Origin of the sequence: Variovorax sp. 3319 (assembly GCF_031456585.1) — a bacterium.
GTDB classification, from domain to species: Bacteria; Pseudomonadota; Gammaproteobacteria; order Burkholderiales; family Burkholderiaceae_C; genus Variovorax; species Variovorax paradoxus_P.
The window spans coordinates 560,821-576,606 of the sequence record NZ_JAVDUZ010000002.1 but is presented as its reverse complement, the minus strand read 5'-3'; the positions used below and the strand labels follow the sequence as shown (position 1 = coordinate 576,606).

Annotated in this window: 19 protein-coding genes; 11 read left to right on the top strand and 8 right to left on the bottom strand. The window is 64.3% G+C overall.

Translation table 11 applies throughout. The annotated features are described in order from the left end of the window. Nucleotides 1-45 precede the first annotated feature (45 nt). Both flgM and J2X67_RS07115 read left to right on the top strand, forming a co-directional pair. Complete coding sequence (gene flgM / locus J2X67_RS07120; protein WP_309951775.1) at nt 46-342, top strand: flagellar biosynthesis anti-sigma factor FlgM; 297 nt, start codon at nt 46-48, stop codon at nt 340-342. Between the two features lie 5 nt (nt 343-347). Then, the gene (locus J2X67_RS07115; protein ID WP_309951773.1) at nt 348-794 is read left to right on the top strand and encodes a flagellar protein FlgN; all 447 of its coding nucleotides are present in this window, start codon (nt 348-350) and stop codon (nt 792-794) included. Nucleotides 795-850: 56 nt separating this feature from the next. On the opposite strand, the gene J2X67_RS07110 is transcribed toward J2X67_RS07115, so the two are convergent. Both J2X67_RS07110 and J2X67_RS07105 read right to left on the bottom strand, forming a co-directional pair. After that, nucleotides 851-1,624, bottom strand: coding sequence for a Crp/Fnr family transcriptional regulator (locus J2X67_RS07110; protein WP_309951771.1), 774 nt, complete (start codon nt 1,622-1,624; stop codon nt 851-853). Nucleotides 1,625-1,773: 149 nt separating this feature from the next. Beyond that, entirely contained in the window at nt 1,774-2,049 is a 276-nt protein-coding gene (locus J2X67_RS07105; protein WP_309951769.1) for a hypothetical protein, read from the bottom strand. Between the two features lie 147 nt (nt 2,050-2,196). On the opposite strand from J2X67_RS07105, the gene hemA reads away from it, so the two are divergent. The 6 genes from hemA to J2X67_RS07075 all read left to right on the top strand — a co-directional run bounded on the left by hemA (nt 2,197) and on the right by J2X67_RS07075 (nt 7,767). Further along, nucleotides 2,197-3,468 carry a glutamyl-tRNA reductase gene (gene hemA, locus J2X67_RS07100; RefSeq protein ID WP_309951767.1) on the top strand — a complete coding sequence of 424 codons (1,272 nt, stop codon included), beginning with the start codon at nt 2,197-2,199 and terminating at the stop codon, nt 3,466-3,468. Between the two features lie 99 nt (nt 3,469-3,567). Next, the gene (gene prfA / locus J2X67_RS07095) at nt 3,568-4,656 is read left to right on the top strand and encodes a peptide chain release factor 1 (RefSeq protein ID WP_309951826.1); all 1,089 of its coding nucleotides are present in this window, start codon (nt 3,568-3,570) and stop codon (nt 4,654-4,656) included. A gap of 2 nt (nt 4,657-4,658) precedes the next feature. Continuing rightward, nucleotides 4,659-5,507 (top strand): peptide chain release factor N(5)-glutamine methyltransferase, encoded by an 849-nt coding sequence (gene prmC, locus J2X67_RS07090; RefSeq protein WP_309951825.1) that lies wholly within the window; start codon nt 4,659-4,661, stop codon nt 5,505-5,507. Between the two features lie 31 nt (nt 5,508-5,538). Continuing rightward, nucleotides 5,539-5,868: a Grx4 family monothiol glutaredoxin gene (gene grxD / locus J2X67_RS07085; RefSeq protein ID WP_124960760.1), complete on the top strand. Its 330-nt coding sequence runs from the start codon at nt 5,539-5,541 to the stop codon at nt 5,866-5,868. Between the two features lie 21 nt (nt 5,869-5,889). After that, the gene (locus J2X67_RS07080; protein WP_309951764.1) at nt 5,890-6,393 is read left to right on the top strand and encodes a cupin domain-containing protein; all 504 of its coding nucleotides are present in this window, start codon (nt 5,890-5,892) and stop codon (nt 6,391-6,393) included. Between the two features lie 90 nt (nt 6,394-6,483). Continuing rightward, nucleotides 6,484-7,767 (top strand): hemolysin family protein, encoded by a 1,284-nt coding sequence (locus J2X67_RS07075; protein WP_309951762.1) that lies wholly within the window; start codon nt 6,484-6,486, stop codon nt 7,765-7,767. Between the two features lie 24 nt (nt 7,768-7,791). On the opposite strand, the gene J2X67_RS07070 is transcribed toward J2X67_RS07075, so the two are convergent. Both J2X67_RS07070 and J2X67_RS07065 read right to left on the bottom strand, forming a co-directional pair. Continuing rightward, a complete protein-coding gene (locus J2X67_RS07070; protein WP_309951760.1) occupies nt 7,792-8,448 on the bottom strand; it encodes a lytic transglycosylase domain-containing protein in 657 nt (218 codons plus the stop codon). Next, nucleotides 8,445-10,190, bottom strand: coding sequence for a proline--tRNA ligase (locus J2X67_RS07065; RefSeq protein ID WP_309951759.1), 1,746 nt, complete (start codon nt 10,188-10,190; stop codon nt 8,445-8,447). The genes J2X67_RS07070 and J2X67_RS07065 overlap by 4 nt, the downstream gene beginning before the upstream one ends. A gap of 143 nt (nt 10,191-10,333) precedes the next feature. On the opposite strand from J2X67_RS07065, the gene J2X67_RS07060 reads away from it, so the two are divergent. Beyond that, nucleotides 10,334-11,002, top strand: a complete 669-nt coding sequence (locus J2X67_RS07060; RefSeq protein ID WP_281151622.1) for an RNA pyrophosphohydrolase — start codon at nt 10,334-10,336, stop codon at nt 11,000-11,002. Next, nucleotides 10,950-11,543, top strand: a complete 594-nt coding sequence (locus J2X67_RS07055) for a CNP1-like family protein (RefSeq protein WP_309951757.1) — start codon at nt 10,950-10,952, stop codon at nt 11,541-11,543. The genes J2X67_RS07060 and J2X67_RS07055 overlap by 53 nt, the downstream gene beginning before the upstream one ends. A 35-nt stretch (nt 11,544-11,578) precedes the next feature. On the opposite strand, the gene proB is transcribed toward J2X67_RS07055, so the two are convergent. From proB to rplU, 4 genes are all read right to left on the bottom strand, one after another. Further along, nucleotides 11,579-12,718, bottom strand: coding sequence for a glutamate 5-kinase (gene proB, locus J2X67_RS07050; protein WP_309951756.1), 1,140 nt, complete (start codon nt 12,716-12,718; stop codon nt 11,579-11,581). 111 nt (nt 12,719-12,829) lie between these two features. Further along, nucleotides 12,830-13,906, bottom strand: coding sequence for an Obg family GTPase CgtA (cgtA, locus tag J2X67_RS07045; RefSeq protein ID WP_309951754.1), 1,077 nt, complete (start codon nt 13,904-13,906; stop codon nt 12,830-12,832). Nucleotides 13,907-13,992: 86 nt separating this feature from the next. Beyond that, nucleotides 13,993-14,253, bottom strand: coding sequence for a 50S ribosomal protein L27 (gene rpmA / locus J2X67_RS07040; RefSeq protein ID WP_028259150.1), 261 nt, complete (start codon nt 14,251-14,253; stop codon nt 13,993-13,995). Nucleotides 14,254-14,265: 12 nt separating this feature from the next. After that, a complete protein-coding gene (rplU, locus tag J2X67_RS07035; RefSeq protein ID WP_028259151.1) occupies nt 14,266-14,577 on the bottom strand; it encodes a 50S ribosomal protein L21 in 312 nt (103 codons plus the stop codon). 189 nt (nt 14,578-14,766) lie between these two features. Here rplU and J2X67_RS07030 point away from each other — a divergent pair, with 189 nt between their 5' ends. After that, on the top strand, nt 14,767-15,759 hold the full coding sequence (locus J2X67_RS07030) for a polyprenyl synthetase family protein (RefSeq protein WP_309951751.1): 993 nt from the start codon (nt 14,767-14,769) through the stop codon (nt 15,757-15,759). Nucleotides 15,760-15,786 lie beyond the last annotated feature (27 nt).

Genomic DNA, 15,786 nt, shown 5'->3' with positions numbered 1-15,786 from the left:
CGGCCCGAACTGCCGATACACAAGGCAGCCCTTTGAGGAACCATCTTGAAAATCGATCCATCTGCCCCGTCGGCCACACCGCTCACCCGAACCAAGAAGGGCGCATCGTCATCGCCAGCCAGCGGCACCGAAGCCGCCCAGGGTGGCAAGGACGTGGTGCAGCTCTCGACGGGACAGGTGCATTCGCTGCCCGAAGCGCTCAATACCGATTTCGACGCAGCGCGCGTGGCCGCGATCCGCGAGGACATCCGGGCCGGGCGCTACGAAATTCATCCCGACCGGATCGCCCGCGGCCTCCTGAGCAGCGTGCGCGAACTGCTGCAAGAAAACGGAAAGCTGTAACCGCCATGCTGGTTCACCTGTTGGCCGAGAAATCCTGCGTAGAGGAATTCCTGTCCCTGCTCGACCAGGAAGCAGACGCCATGAAGAACGGCCGTTTTGCGGAGCTGCCGGTTTTGACCGAACGCAAGACCGGCCTGCTCGATCGCATGGCGGCACTCGACCAGGCCCGGGAGGCGGCCCAGGTGGCTCGCGGCTTCGAGCCCGGCCGAGTGGGCGCCGATGCGGCTGCGGCCGCCGATGGCGAAGCATCGCTGGCCGCCTGGACTGCGCTGGTCGAACTTGCCCACCAAGCCAGGACCGACAACCGCCGCAACGGCTCGATGGTGTACAGCCAGCTCGATTTCACGCAAAACGCGCTGCATTACCTGCAGGCCAGCGCCCAGCCCTTCTACGGACCGGACGGAATCCGCAAATCGGCGAGCGGCACGGGAACCCGCCTGGCGGTAGGCTGAGCGGATCGACCCGGCAAACTGGCAGTCTTGAGCGGCGCCGCCCCGGCGCGCCGCGCTCAGCCCTTGCGGGGCTTGCCCGGCTTGGGCTCTTCGAACAGTTCCGAAAAAAACGACGGCCCCACCTCGCCGGGAGGCGGGTTTGCCGGTGGGCTGCTGGCCTCGCCCGGCGCAAGCTCCTGGAAGTCCGACGACGCGAAATGCGGCGGCACATAGACCCCGTGCTCGTCTCTCCTGACCAGGCCGCGACGCTCCAGGTCGCGCATGGTCTTGTTGACCTGCATCCGGGAGAGCCCTGAATAAGAGGCGATGACCGACTGCGTGATGCGCTTGTCGTAGCCCCCGCCGGTGCCCGGCGCCAGCACGGTGAGCTCGTGGAGGATGCGGCTGATGAGCCGCTCGGACGAAGCCGATGAAATCTGCCTGATCTGCCTGCGCAGCACCGTGGTGCGCTTCATCACTATCTCCAGCAGCCCCATCGTCACGGCCGGATGCCGATCGCACAGGGCGCGCAATTCAAGCGCGGGCACAAGATAAAGAGAGGTGGGCAGTGCCGCAATGAGGGTTGCGCCCGGCTGGTATCGCTGTTCGATGGGGGCGGCATTCAGGAACAGATCATCCTGCCTGATGAAATCGGTAGTGACGTCGCCGCTGTCTTCGCTGCCTTGCACCACCACCCGCAGCAGGCCGGTGGCGACGCAGTAGATGCGGTCTGTCCAATCATCCGCACCCAGCACAACCTCGTTTCGACGGTAGGAACGAAGTTCGATGCGCTGGACAAACGCTGCCCGTTCGTCTTGGGGAACGCTGGCAAGAAGAGGATGCAAATACATCTATACCGTCCAAAGGCTCGCCTTTCCCTAGATGGTCAAGGCAGTTCGCCAAAAATCGTTCTCAGGTGTGAAAAATTACCACTCCAATTAATATATTAACCCAAGTAACATCTTGACACGCAAGACGTAACAATTGTTTCGGTATCGGCCTATTTCTGCCAACTTTTCGACACCGTCCATTGACTTGTAGCGCAGGCCAGCACGAGCGCTGCGTAGGTGATCATCGCGCCATCACGACCAGAAAAGACCAGCCCGGCCAGGAGCACCAACGTGCCCACGCCGAAGTTGATTGCCCCCTGTATCCACCAGGCCGGCGCTCCGGCGCGGCGGCCGAAAACCCGGCCCGCCAGCGCGCACATGAAACCGACGGCCAAGGCGGGGGCGACAAAGTTGAGCAGATGGTTGAGCAGTGCCAGCAGGGACATGGAGGGGTGCCAGGAGAAGGGGTTGGGCAAGGCGGGAAGCGCCAGATAAAGCCAAGGGCGCCCGCGGCGCCCTTTCGTGTGATGCTGGGTATGCGGCAAACCCCTTGGCAGCCGCACAGCTCCTGCTGATTTTATAATCAGGAGAATATGTCAGTCTGGACCCTCGGGTTGAACCACACGACCGCGCCGCTCGATCTGCGCGGTCGTTTTGCGTTCGCGCTCGATCAACTGGCACCCACGCTGCAAAGCTTGCGCAGCTCGTTCGCCTCCGGCCGCCATCCGCAGGTCGAAGCCGCAATCATCTCCACCTGCAACCGCACCGAGATCTATTGCGCCGCCGAACACGCCGCGCTCGACCATACGCTCGGGTGGCTCGCCGAAAACGGCGGCGTGGCGCCGGCGCTGCTGCGCTCGCATTCGTACACGCTGCACGACGACGAGGCTGCGCGCCATGCCTTCCGGGTGGCCAGCGGGCTCGACTCCATGGTGCTGGGCGAAGCGCAGATCCTCGGCCAGATGAAAGACGCCGTGCGCGCCGCCGAAACGGCGGGCGCGCTTGGCAGCACGCTCAACCAGTTGTTCCAGCGGTCTTTCGCGGTTGCAAAAGAAGTGCGTACCGCCACCGAAATCGGCGCGCATTCCATCAGCATGGCGGCCGCTGCGGTCCGGCTGGCCGGCCAGCTCTTCGAAGACCTGCACCAGACGCGCGTGCTGTTCGTGGGCGCGGGCGAAATGATCGACCTGGCTGCGACGCACTTCGCCGCCAAGGATCCGAAATCGATCACCATTGCCAACCGCACGCTCGAGCGCGGTGAAAAACTGGCTTCGCGCTTTGGTGGCGAGGCCATGCGACTGGCCGACCTGCCGAGCCGGCTCGCAGAATTCGACATCGTGGTGAGCTGCACCGCCAGCACGCTGCCGATCATCGGCCTGGGGGCAGTGGAACGCGCGCTCAAGGCTCGCAAGCACCGCCCGATGTTCATGGTCGACCTGGCGGTGCCGCGCGACATCGAGCCCGAAGTGAAGGCGCTCGAAGACATCTATCTGTACACCGTGGACGATCTCGCCCAGGTGGTGCAGCAAGGCCAGGCCAACCGGCAGGCCGCGGTGGCGCAGGCCGAAGTGATCATCGACGCCGGTGTGCAGAGCTTCATGCACTGGCTCGGCCAGCGCGGCACGGTGCCGCTCATCCAGCAGCTCAACGCCCAGACCGACGAATGGCGGGCGGCCGAAATGGCGCGTGCGCGCAAGCTGCTGGCCAAGGGCGAATCGGTCGATGCGGTGCTCGAAGCCATGTCGCGCGGGCTCACGCAGAAGATGCTGCACGGCGCCCTGGCCGAACTGCACGCGGGCGACGCGGCTTCGCGCGAGCAGACGGCCCAGACGATTTCGCGGCTCTTCCTGCGCAAAGAGCGTTAGCGACGCTTGCCGCCGCCGGCCCGGCCCGTTGTTGCCGCGGCCATCCTGCGCCTTGCCGCCGCGAGCCGCACTCCCCCTTCTTCTTCGGCATTTTTCGACGTGAAACCTTTTCTGCGCCAACAACTCGAGCGCTATGCGCACCGCCTCGGCGAACTCGACTTCCTGCTTTCGCGCGAAGACATCATGAGCGACATGGCGCAGTACCGCACCATCTCGCGCGAGCATGCCGAGGTCACGCAGATCGCGGGGCGCTACGAGCGCTACAAGCAGCGCGAAGCCGACATTGCCGGCGCACGCGAAATGCTCGACGACCCCGACATGGCCGAAATGGCGCAAGAAGAAATTGCCGGTGCCGAGGCCGAGTTGGCCCAGCTCGAGGAAGAGCTGCAGCGCCTGCTGCTGCCAAAAGACCCGGACGACGCGCGCAACGCATTCCTTGAAATCCGCGCGGGCACAGGCGGCGACGAATCGGCGCTTTTCGCGGGTGACCTGCTGCGCATGTACACGCGCTACTGCGAGCGCGCCGGCTGGCGCTGCGAGGTGGTGAGCGAAAGCGAAAGCGAGCTCGGCGGCTACAAGGAGGTGGTGATCCGCATCGTAGGCAATGACGTGTTCGGGCACCTGCGGTTCGAGTCGGGCGGCCATCGCGTGCAGCGCGTGCCGGCAACCGAAACCCAGGGCCGCATCCATACCAGTGCCTGCACGGTGGCCGTGCTGGCCGAACCCGACGAAACGGTGGCGGTGCAGATCAATCCGGCCGACCTGCGCATCGACACCTACCGCGCGAGCGGCGCCGGCGGCCAGCACATCAACAAGACCGACTCGGCAGTGCGCATCACGCACATTCCCACCGGCATCGTGGCCGAGTGCCAGGACGATCGCAGCCAGCACCGCAACAAGGCGAAGGCACTGCAGGTGCTGTCCGCGCGCATCCAGGAGAAGGAGCGCAGCGAGCGGGCCGCCAAGGACGCCGCCATGCGCAAGGGCCTTATCGGCAGCGGCGACCGCTCGGACCGCATTCGTACATACAACTTTCCGCAGGGCCGGCTCACCGACCACCGCATCAACCTCACGCTCTACAAGCTGCTGGCGATCATGGAGGGCGACCTGGGCGACGTGCTCGACGCCCTGCGCGCCGCGCGCGAGGCCGAGCAGCTGGCCGAGCTCGAATCGAGCCTGCCGGCGTGACGATGACGGATGCCACCACCCCGGCCACCGTGGCGCAGGCGCTGGCCGCGGCGGCGGCGCTGGGCATCGACAGGCTCGACGCCCAGCTGCTGCTGCTGCACACGCTGGGCCGCGCGGCGCACGACCGCGCGTGGCTGCTGGCGCACGACACCGACGCCATTCCGGGCGCCGCGTGGTCCGCACTGGCCGCGCGGCTGTCGCGCAGGCTGGCGGGCGAACCGGTGGCCTACCTGCTCGGCGAAAAGGAGTTTCACGGCCTGACCCTGCAGGTGGACGCGCGGGTGCTGGTGCCGCGCCCCGACACCGAAACGCTGGTCGACTGGGCCCTGGAGTGCCTTGAAGGCCATGACGCTCCGCGGGTGCTCGACCTGGGCACCGGCAGCGGCGCCATCGCGCTGGCGCTGCAGCATGCGCGGCCGGATTCGCAGGTCGACGCGGTCGATGCGAGCGCCGATGCGCTGGCCGTCGCCCGGGCCAATGCGGAGCGCCTTGGTCTCCCGGTGCATTTCAGCCAAGCCCATTGGCTGGAGGGTGCGGCCGGTGGCTACGCCGTCATTGCCAGCAACCCGCCTTACATCGCGGCCGGCGATCCGCATCTGCCTGCGCTTCGGCACGAACCCCCGGCTGCGCTGGTGGCGGGTGCCGACGGGCTGGACGACATTCGCCAGATCGTGCGGAGCGCGCCGTCGCACCTTGCCAACGGCGGCTGGCTGCTGCTGGAACACGGCCACGACCAGGCAGCGGCCGTGCGCCAGCTTTTGGAAACGCGCGGTTTTGCGGAAGTCCAAAGCCGCGATGACCTTGCCGGCATCGCGCGCTGTTCCGGCGGAATCTGGCGGCCGGTGAAATAATCCCCTCAAGCCCACTTTTTCAGGAGTCCCCATGTCCGACGCTCAACAACGCATCGACGACCTCGTCAAGACCAACGACCTCGTGCTCTTCATGAAGGGCAACGCGAGCTTTCCGATGTGCGGTTTTTCGGGCCGTGCAATCCAGATCCTCAAGGCGGTCGGTGTCGACACCAAGACGCTCAAGACCGTCAACGTGCTCGAAGACGACGGCATTCGCCAGGGCATCAAGGAATACAGCAACTGGCCGACGATTCCCCAGCTCTACGTAAAGGGCGAATTCGTAGGCGGCTCGGACATCATGATGGAGATGTACGAATCGGGCGAGCTGCAGCAAGTGCTGGGCGGCAGCAACCCCGCCTGATTCTTTTTTTCGGGGCCTGCCATGAGCCACGATCACGATGGTCATTCGCACGACGGCGAGGCTGCTCCCGCCTGGAAGCACGACGGGGTGCGCGTGGTCGCGGCCAACCAGCTCGACGTCAACACGGCGCAGACGCCCGGCATGAACCGGGCGGCAGCCATCAACTTTGCCCGCGTCGGTGCGCAGAAGCTTTGGGCCGGCACCGTCACCATCCATGCCGACGCCAAGACGGGTGCCCATCACCACGGGCACCTTGAATCGGTGATCTATGTCGTGCGCGGCCGCGCGCGCATGCGCTGGGGTGAAAAGCTCGAGTTCACAGCCGAAGCCGGGCCGGGCGATTTCATCTACGTGCCGCCCTATGTGCCGCACCAGGAAATCAACGCCAGCGCCACCGAACCGCTCGAGTGCGTGCTGTGCCGCAGCGACGGCGAAGCGGTGGCCGTCAACCTGGACATCGAGCCGGTGGAAAAACCGGAATCGGTGCTCTGGGTCGATCCGACCCACCCGCACGGCGGGGTCTAGGGTTTACGGAGGCCGGGCAAGGCCGGTTCCGCGGCGGTCGCCGGAATGGGCGCCATGTCATGGCACCATGGCACTCTTCGAAGTGCCATCATGACTCTTACCCAAAGCCTGCTCATCATCGTCTTGCTGATCGCGATGAGCGCATTCTTCTCACTTGCCGAGATCACCCTTGCCGCCTCGCGGCGCCTGCGGCTGCGCCAGATGGCCGACGAAGGCGATGCCAGGGCCGAGCGCGTGCTGCGCGTGCAGGAGCAGCCGGGCCACTATTTCACGGTGGTGCAGATCGGCCTCAACGCAGTGGCCATTCTTGGCGGCGTGGTGGGTGAGGGCTCGCTCAGCCCGTACTTTGCGCGCTTCTTCGAGAACTGGATGAGCGTGGAAGCCTCGGCGAACGTGGCTTTCATGTGTTCGTTCGTGATCGTCATTGCGGTCTTCCTGGTTTTTGCCGACCTGTTTCCAAAGCGGCTCGGCATGAGCAACCCGGAGCACATCGCCGTGCGCATGGTCGGACCGATGCTGCTGCTGATCACGGCGTTCAAGCCGCTGGTGTGGCTGTTCACTCGCTCGACCGACATGCTGTTCAAGGTGTTGGGCATGCCGCTGGTGCGGGACGACAAGATCACCTCGGCCGACATCCTGGCCATGACCGAAGCCGGCGCCCGCGCGGGCGTGCTCGCGGTGCGCGAGCAGCAGGTGATCGCCAATGTGTTCGAACTGGACACGCGCCTGGTGAGCAGCGTGATGACGGTGCGAGACAACATCGCCTGGTTTCTGCACGACGACCCGGAATCGGTTTTGCGGGCGCGCATTGTGGCCGAGCCTTTTTCTGCCTATCCGGTATGCGACGGCGATATCGACCACGTGCTTGGGTATGTCGATGCGAAGGACATGTTCCAGCGCGTGCTGAGCGGCCAGCCGCTGGCTTTCGACAAGGGGTTGCCGCTGCACAAGGCACTGGTTGTTCCGGACCGGCTTTCGCTTACCGAGGTGCTCGAGCAGTTTCAGCAGGCGCATGAAGACTTCGCGATCATCGTCAACGAGTACAGCCTGGTGGTGGGCGTGATCACGCTCAACGATGTGATGAGCACGGTGATGGGCGACCTGGTGTCGATGCCCGACGAAGAGCAGATCGTGAAGCGCGACGAGAACTCCTGGTTGATCGACGGCGTGACGCCGATCCAGGACGTGCAGCGCGCATTGCACATCGACGAACTGCCGCATTCGGATGAATACGAAACGCTCGCCGGGTTCTTGATGGTGATGCTGCGCCGCGTGCCCAAGCGTACCGACAGCGTGAGTTGGGGCGGCTACACCTTCGAGGTGATGGACGTCGACAGCTATCGCATCGACCAGGTCATGGTCACAAGGGCTTAGCCCGCCGCCTTCTGCGCCAAGTGGTCAGGCGGCCGCGCGGTCCCTGTCGACGAAGGTCCAGAGGCGCTGGTTCGCGAACACGGCGTTCGGATACGGCGACTTGCCACGGCTGCCGTTGTAGCGGCCAAGCGTCATGTACAGGTCACCCTGCTCGCGGTCGAGATAGTGGCGCAGGATGACGCAGCCGAAGCGCAGGTTGGTCTGCATGTGGAACAGCTTGGCCGGGTCGCTGTCGCCGATCACGCGGGTCCAGAACGGCATGACCTGCATGTAGCCTCGGGCGCCGGCGCTGGACACCGCGAACTTTCGGAAGTTGCTCTCGACCTGGATGAGCCCAAGCACCAGGCTCACGTCGAGACCCGAGCGCTTGCTCTCGTACCAGACGGTCTGCAAGAACTCCTTGCGCGTGGGCCAGTCGGCAATCTTTTTCTTGAGGCGCTCGCTCATTTCACCGAGCCAGCGCAAATAGTTCAGCCGAGCCTCGGTGCTCGAAAACTCTGGAACCGGCGGCGCCTTGTTATGAACGGCCGAGCTCAGCGCGGTGCGCACCGAGTCGATCAGCGGCTCTTCGATCTGCGCACCGGCATGGGCGGCTTGTGGCAGCGACAGCGCCGCCAAGGCGCCCGCCGCAGCGGCGGCGCCCAGGCATTGGCGTCGCGAGAGGCCGCCCTCCACGCTCATTTCGCGAGCTTGCCGGTGATGAATTCGGCAATGCCGGCCACCGGCACCTTGGTGGCCGCGGTGTCGCGGCGATGCTGGTATTCGAGCTGGCCTTCCTTCAGGCCACGGTCGGAAATGACCACGCGGTGCGGCACGCCGATCAGTTCCCAGTCGGCAAACATCGCACCCGGGCGTTCGCCCCGGTCGTCGAGCAGCACATCGACGCCGGCTGCGAGCAGCTGTTCGTAGAGTGCCTCGGCGGCCACTTTGACCTCGGGGCTGCGGTCCATGCCAATGGGGCAAACCACCACGGTGAACGGCGCGAGTGCGTCAGGCCAGATGATGCCGCGCTCGTCGTGGTTCTGTTCGATGGCAGCGGCAGGCAGGCGCGTGATGCCGATGCCGTAGCAGCCCATCTCGAGAAACTGCGGCTTGCCGCCTTCGTCGAGGTAGGTGGCGTTCATGTCCTTGCTGTACTTGGTGCCGAGCACGAACACATGGCCGACCTCGATGCCGCGCTCGATGGCGAGCACGCCTTTGCCGTCGGGCGAGGCGTCGCCGGCCACCACGTTGCGCAGGTCGGCCACCAGTTCGGGCTCGGGCAGGTCGCGGCCCCAGTTGACGCCGGTCATGTGAAAGTCGATTTCGTTGGCGCCGGTGATCCAGTCGGCCATGACGGCGACTTCGCGGTCTGCCACGAGCTTGACGGGCTTCTTGAGGTTGAGCGGGCCCAGGTAGCCGGGCTTGCAACCGAAGTGCTCATCGATTTCGGCAAGGGTGGCAAAGCGGAAGCCCTTGTCGAGCCCCGGCACCTTGCTGACCTTGATCTCGTTCATGTCGTGGTCGCCGCGCAAGAGCAGCAGCCACACCTGCGAGCCTTTCAGGTTGCCGGCCTCGTCGACGATGTCGGTTGCAAGCACCAGCGACTTGACGGTGGTCGAGAGCGGCACGCCCAGGAGCTCGGCCACGTCGGCACAGGTGCTCTTGCCGGGGGTGGGCGTCTTGTCGAGCGCCTTGGCCGCGGCCGGGCGCGGGCCGGCCGGGGGCAGCGCCTCGGCTTTTTCCATGTTTGCGGCGTAATTGCTCTCGGGGCAATAGACGATGGCGTCTTCGCCGGTGGCGGCAATCACCTGGAACTCTTCGCTCAGGTCGCCACCGATGGCGCCGCTGTCGGCCGCCACTGCCCGATAGCGCAGGCCGAAGCGGTCGAAGATGCGGCGATACGCATCGGCCATGACCTGGTAGCTGGCCTTGGCGGCGTCCAGGTCGCGGTCGAAGCTGTAGGCGTCCTTCATGATGAACTCGCGCCCACGCATCAGGCCGAAGCGCGGACGGCGTTCGTCCCGGAACTTGGTCTGGATCTGGTAGAAATTCTTCGGCAGCTGCTTGTAGCTGCGGATTTCCTGGCGCGCGATGTCAGTCACCACTTCTTCGCTGGTCGGCTGGACCACGAAGTCGCGGTCGTGCCGGTCCTTGATGCGCAGAAGCTCGGGGCCCATCTTGTCGAAGCGGCCGGTCTCTTGCCAGAACTCTGCCGGCTGCACCACGGGCATCGTGAGCTCGACCGCGCCGGCGCGGTTCATTTCCTCGCGAACAATGGCCTCGACCTTGCGGATCACGCGCAGGCCCATGGGCATGTAGGTGTAGATACCGGTGCCGAGCTTCTTGATCATGCCGGCGCGCATCATGAGCCGATGGCTCGCGACTTCAGCGTCGGCCGGCGCTTCCTTGAGGGTGGAGACAAAAAATCGGGAAGCTTTCATCGGGATCGCGCTGGTGGATTCAAAGTCGTAGAGAAAACAGGCGCCGGGAGAGACCTCCGGGAACCCGTGAGCCTCGAACTGGCCGCTTGCCGAGCGCAACCCGGCATGCATAATCGACTCAGTTCAAAAATTGGGGTTTGATTATGCTCGACCGGGACGGCTTCAGGCCCAACGTCGGCATCATCCTGCTCAACCAGAGAAACCAGGTTTTCTGGGGCAAACGCATACGCACGCATTCCTGGCAGTTTCCGCAAGGCGGCATAGACCGCGGGGAAAGTCCCGAACAAGCCATGTTCCGGGAACTGCACGAGGAAGTCGGGCTCCATCCGGAGCACGTGCGCATCGTGGCCCGTACCCGTGACTGGTTGCGCTACGAGGTGCCGGATCGGTTCATTCGCCGTGACGCACGGGGCCACTACAAGGGCCAGAAGCAAATCTGGTATTTGCTGCAATTGATCGGTCACGACTGGGATTTGAACCTGCGTGCCACCGACCACCCCGAGTTCGACGCCTGGCGATGGCACGATTACTGGGTGCCGCTCGATGTGGTCGTCGAATTCAAACGCGGCGTCTACGAGATGGCACTGACCGAGCTCGCTCGCTACCTGCCGCGGCAGGATTTTCGCAACCGTTTTCTGCGCAGCAACGTGCGCGCCCGAGAGTTCGAGCGCCACACGCCAGACGGCGGCGCGCCCGCGGGACTGGACCTGCCGCCCGGCGGCAGTTTCGATCCGCATCCCGACATTCCTTCAGTGAGCGATGAACCTTCTTCTCCCAACAACAAAGCGCCTTTCCTTCCGTCGCAACGCTGAACGCGCCCTGCTTCTCCTGTGCGTAGCCGTGCTTGCGGGTTGCGCATCGGGGGCTCACGACACCGACAACCCCGACTGGGCGCAGGCGGGCATGCCGCCGCCGCCAAAGCGCACCGAGTCGGACACCGAGTGGGCCGAAACCGAGGTACCTCCGCCGCCGGCTTTCAGCGAAAGCCGTCTGCTGCCCATCGAGATGCCGCCCTACATGACGCTGAAGTTCGGCGTCGACCCGGGCACCATTGCAATCACGCCGGACGGCATCGTGCGCTACGTGGTAGTGGCGCAGAACCGCAACGGCGGGGGCACCAACGCGTTTTACGAGGGCGTACGCTGCTCCACCGGGGAATTGAAGAGCTATGCCCGCTACAACAATGGTACTTGGCAAGAAACCAAGACGCCGGAGTGGAAGCGCATTGACAACCTGAACTCGCGCTACGCCAAGGCGCTGTCGACCCAGGCACTGTGCCGCGGCAATGCGCCGCGCAATTCGGTGGGGGACATGGTGCGAAACCTGCGCAATCCGGTTCGCGAAGTTCAGTAAACCAGTAACGGGGCCTTGCGCCCCGTTTTTTTTAATCAGCTGGGCATCAGCACCATGTTGTCGCGGTGCACCATCTCCGGCTCCGCAACGTAGCCCAGCAACCGTTCGAATTCCGATGAAGGCTTGCGGCACAGCAAGCGCGCTTCAACGCTCGAGTAATTGGCAAGGCCCCGAGCCAGCTCCAGGCCTTCGGTGTCGCGGACCGCGATCACGTCGCCGCGCGAAAACTCACCCGAGACGCTCGTCATGCCGATGGGCAGCAGGCTCTTGCCTTCGGCGCGCACCTTGGCCGCGGCACCGGCGTCGACCGTTACGGAGCCGCGCAATTGCAGATGGTCGGCCATCCAGCGCTTGCGAGCCTGGTGCTTGGCCGTCTGGGCGACCAGCAGGGTGCCGATGGGTTCACCGCGCACGAGGCGCAGCAGAGCGTCGGGTTCGCGGCCCCAGGCAATCACGGTGGAAGCGCCGGAGCCGGCTGCGCGCTTGGCGGCCAGGATCTTGGTGATCATGCCGCCGCGGCCAAGGCTGGAGCCCGCTCCGCCCGCCATGGCTTCGAGCGCCGGATCCCCTGCTGCCGCCTCGTGCACGAACCGGGCTTCAGGGTCCTTGCGCGGGTCGGCCGTGAAGAGCCCTTTTTGATCGGTCAGGATGACGAGTGCATCGGCCTCGACGAGGTTGGCCACCAGCGCGCCCAGCGTGTCGTTGTCGCCAAACTTGATCTCGTCGACAACGACGGTGTCGTTCTCGTTGATGACCGGCACCACGCCCAGCCTCAGCAGCGTGACGAGGGTCGAACGTGCATTGAGATAGCGTTCGCGATCGGCCAGGTCGGCGTGGGTCAGGAGCACCTGCGCACTGCCCATTTCGTTTTCGCGCAGCTTGGTCTCGTACATCTGGGCCAAGCCCATCTGCCCGACGGCCGCCGCCGCCTGGAGTTCGTGGACTTCGTGCGGCCGGGTACGCCAGCCGAGGCGCTTCATGCCTTCGGCGATGGCCCCGCTGGACACCATGACGACTTCTCGCCCATCGCGCACAAGTTCCGCAAGCTGCCGGCACCATTCACCGATGGCCGCCTCGTCGAGGCCTCGCCCTTCGTTGGTGACGAGGCTCGAGCCCACTTTGACGACGATTCGGCGGGCGTCCCGCAGGGCAGTGGATCCGGGATTCGAGGTCATTTGAGGCTGTCGCTGTCGGTCGTCGTGAATGTGCGTGTTCTGTTGTTTGTGAAGCGCCCGTCGATTCGGCCTCGCTGCGAGCATCAGTTGCCCTGCCGAGGCCGCACGGCCTCAGTTTGGATCGGGCGGCAATTCGGCAAAGCGCGGATCGACCTCAACCGGCACCTGTTCAGCCACCTGTTCGGCCTTGATGTGCTGGTAAACGGCTTGCACCAGGTGCTCGCACCCTTCTCGCGTGAGCGCAGAAATTTCGAACACCGGGCCCTTGAAGCGCATGCGCTTCACGAAATCCTTGATGCGCGCGGCACGCTCGTCGCCGGGCACCATGTCGAGCTTGTTGAGCACGAGCCAGCGCGGCTTCTCGTAGAGCGCCGTGTCGTACTTCTTCAACTCGCCGACGATGGCCTTGGCCTGTGCCACCGGATCGACTGTTTCGTCGAACGGCGCCAGGTCGATCACATGCAGCAGCAAGCGGGTGCGCTGCAAATGGCGCAGGAACAGATGGCCCAGGCCGGCACCTTCCGAGGCGCCTTCGATCAGGCCGGGGAGATCCGCCACCACGAAGCTCTGCTCGGGGCCGACGCGAACCACGCCAAGATTCGGATGCAGCGTGGTGAATGGATAGTCCGCAATGCGCGGGCGGGCATTCGAGATGGCGCTGATCAGCGTCGACTTGCCCGCATTGGGCATGCCGAGCAGGCCCACATCGGCAAGCACCTTGAGTTCGAGCTTGAGGCTTTTTTTCTCGCCGGGCCAGCCGGGCGTTTTCTGCCGGGGCGCGCGATTGATCGCGCTCTTGAAGCGCATGTTGCCGAAGCCGCCATCACCGCCCTTGGCGATGGTGACGACCTCGCCCTCTTTCAGCAGTTCATACAGCACTTCGCCGGTTTCGGCGTCGCTGATGATGGTGCCGACGGGCATTTTCAGGATGATGTCGTCACCGGCCGCGCCGAACATGTCCGAGCCCATGCCGTGCTCGCCGCGCTTGGCCTCATGGCGGCGCGAGTAGCGGAAGTCGACCAGCGTGTTGAGGTTGGAATCGGCCACCGCGTAGACGTGGCCGCCGCGGCCGCCGTCGCCGCCATTGGGGCCGCCGAATTCCTTGTATTTTTCATGACGGAACGACACGCAGCCGTTGCCGCCATCGCCGGCGGCGATGTCGATGAAGGCTTCGTCGACGAACTTCATGGGGTATCCAGTGTACAAATGAAGAAGCCCCGGCAAAGCGGGGCTTCGAGCTGATCGAAGTGAACTGTGATCTAAGCGACTGAGGCTTATGCCGCAGGGGTCACGTTGACCATGTGCTTGTTCAGAGCACCCTTGACGCCGAACGACACGTGGCCGTCGACCAGTGCGAACAGCGTGTGGTCCTTGCCCACGCCGACATTCACGCCAGGGTGGAACTGGGTGCCGCGCTGGCGCACGATGATCGAGCCTGCGCTGATCAGTTCGCCGCCGAAAGCCTTCACACCGAGCATCTTGGGCTTGGAATCGCGCCCGTTTCGCGTTGAGCCGCCGCCTTTTTTCTGTGCCATGGAATCTGCTCCTTAGCCGGCGATCGCGCCGATTTGCAGTTCGGTGAACTGCTGGCGATGGCCTTGACGTTTCTGATAGTGCTTACGACGGCGCATCTTGAAGATGCGAACTTTGTCGTGCTTGCCGTGCGACAGGACCGTGACTGTCACCGTTGCGCCGGACACCAGGGGCGTACCAACCTTGATTTCGCTGCCGTTGCCGACTGCGAGAACCTGATCGATCACGATTTCCTGGCCTACATCCGCAGCAATCTGTTCTACTTTAATTTTTTCGCCGGAAGCAACGCGATACTGCTTGCCGCCGGTTTTTATGACCGCGTACATGTGAACCTCTTGGGAATATGAGCTCTACGGCGAATTCCGCAGAGCCCAAGATTCTAGCACGGTTTGCACGCGCTAACATGGTTGCAGCAGAAGCCGCATCTGAACGCCGCCGGCTCGTCCCTATAATCTGCGCCTTCCGGCCTTGTGCCGCCGCTACCTTCGCATTCAGACGCGCCGCGCGCAAACGCCTTGCCAGTTCACGCCGCCGATACCTCCCCCACCGCCACCGTGCTGGATTTGATCGCCGGCGACATGGTCGAAGTCGACCGTGTGATCGCGCGGCGCCTCGATACGGGCGTACCCCTGGTCAGCCAGGTTTCCAAGTACATCATCTCTGCGGGCGGCAAACGCCTGCGCCCGGCACTGCTGCTGCTCATGTCCGGTGCGCTGGGCTACACCGGCGAACAGCGCTTCAACCTTGCTGCGGTGGTGGAGTTCATCCACACGGCCACTTTGCTGCACGACGACGTGGTCGACGAATCGACCCTGCGGCGCGGGCGCCCCACGGCCAACGAATCGTTCGGAAATCCGGCCAGCGTGCTGGTCGGCGACTTCCTGTACTCGCGCGCCTTCCAGATGATGTTGGATGCAAACAACATGCGCATCATGCAAATTCTGGCCGAGGCAACCAACGTGATCGCCGAAGGCGAGGTGCTCCAGCTGATGAACATGCACGATGCCTCGCTGGATGAAGCCGCCTACTTGCGCGTGATCCGCTCGAAAACCGCAAAGCTCTTCGAAGCCAGCACGAGGCTCGCCGCCGTGCTCGCTGGCGCCACACCCGAAGTCGAGGAGGCCTGCGCCACCTACGGCCAGGCGTTGGGCACGGCATTCCAGGTGATCGACGACGTGCTCGACTACGCGGGAGATGCCCACGAAACGGGCAAGAATGTGGGCGACGACCTTCGAGAAGGCAAGACCACGCTGCCGCTGATCTTTGCCATGCAGCGCGGTACCACAGCACAGGGCGAACTGGTGCGCGCAGCAATCCAGGCGGGCGATACCGCCCAACTGGGAAAGATCGTGGAAATCGTCCACAGCACCGGGGCTCTCGAAGCATCGCGCGCCGCCGCCGCCGACGAAGCGAAGCGCGCGATTCACGCATTGCGCGACTTCCCGTCCAATTTGCACGCCGACGGTTTGCTACAATTGGCGGCTCAGTTGCTTGAGCGACGTGCCTGAACACCTCACAAGAGTTGGCAAGGACGA

Coding starts and splice junctions, on each gene's coding strand:
- J2X67_RS07055 (WP_309951757.1), top strand. CDS start 10,950: ATGAACCTTCTTCTCCCAACAACAAAGCGCCTTTCCTTCCGTCGCAAC.
- J2X67_RS07080 (WP_309951764.1), top strand. CDS start 5,890: ATGAGCCACGATCACGATGGTCATTCGCACGACGGCGAGGCTGCTCCC.
- rplU (WP_028259151.1), bottom strand. CDS start 14,577: ATGTACGCGGTCATAAAAACCGGCGGCAAGCAGTATCGCGTTGCTTCC.
- J2X67_RS07065 (WP_309951759.1), bottom strand. CDS start 10,190: ATGAAAGCTTCCCGATTTTTTGTCTCCACCCTCAAGGAAGCGCCGGCC.
- J2X67_RS07060 (WP_281151622.1), top strand. CDS start 10,334: ATGCTCGACCGGGACGGCTTCAGGCCCAACGTCGGCATCATCCTGCTC.
- J2X67_RS07070 (WP_309951760.1), bottom strand. CDS start 8,448: ATGAGCGTGGAGGGCGGCCTCTCGCGACGCCAATGCCTGGGCGCCGCC.
- rpmA (WP_028259150.1), bottom strand. CDS start 14,253: ATGGCACAGAAAAAAGGCGGCGGCTCAACGCGAAACGGGCGCGATTCC.
- hemA (WP_309951767.1), top strand. CDS start 2,197: ATGTCAGTCTGGACCCTCGGGTTGAACCACACGACCGCGCCGCTCGAT.
- J2X67_RS07075 (WP_309951762.1), top strand. CDS start 6,484: ATGACTCTTACCCAAAGCCTGCTCATCATCGTCTTGCTGATCGCGATG.
- J2X67_RS07115 (WP_309951773.1), top strand. CDS start 348: ATGCTGGTTCACCTGTTGGCCGAGAAATCCTGCGTAGAGGAATTCCTG.
- proB (WP_309951756.1), bottom strand. CDS start 12,718: ATGACCTCGAATCCCGGATCCACTGCCCTGCGGGACGCCCGCCGAATC.
- cgtA (WP_309951754.1), bottom strand. CDS start 13,906: ATGAAGTTCGTCGACGAAGCCTTCATCGACATCGCCGCCGGCGATGGC.
- J2X67_RS07105 (WP_309951769.1), bottom strand. CDS start 2,049: ATGTCCCTGCTGGCACTGCTCAACCATCTGCTCAACTTTGTCGCCCCC.
- J2X67_RS07110 (WP_309951771.1), bottom strand. CDS start 1,624: ATGTATTTGCATCCTCTTCTTGCCAGCGTTCCCCAAGACGAACGGGCA.
- prmC (WP_309951825.1), top strand. CDS start 4,659: ATGACGGATGCCACCACCCCGGCCACCGTGGCGCAGGCGCTGGCCGCG.
- grxD (WP_124960760.1), top strand. CDS start 5,539: ATGTCCGACGCTCAACAACGCATCGACGACCTCGTCAAGACCAACGAC.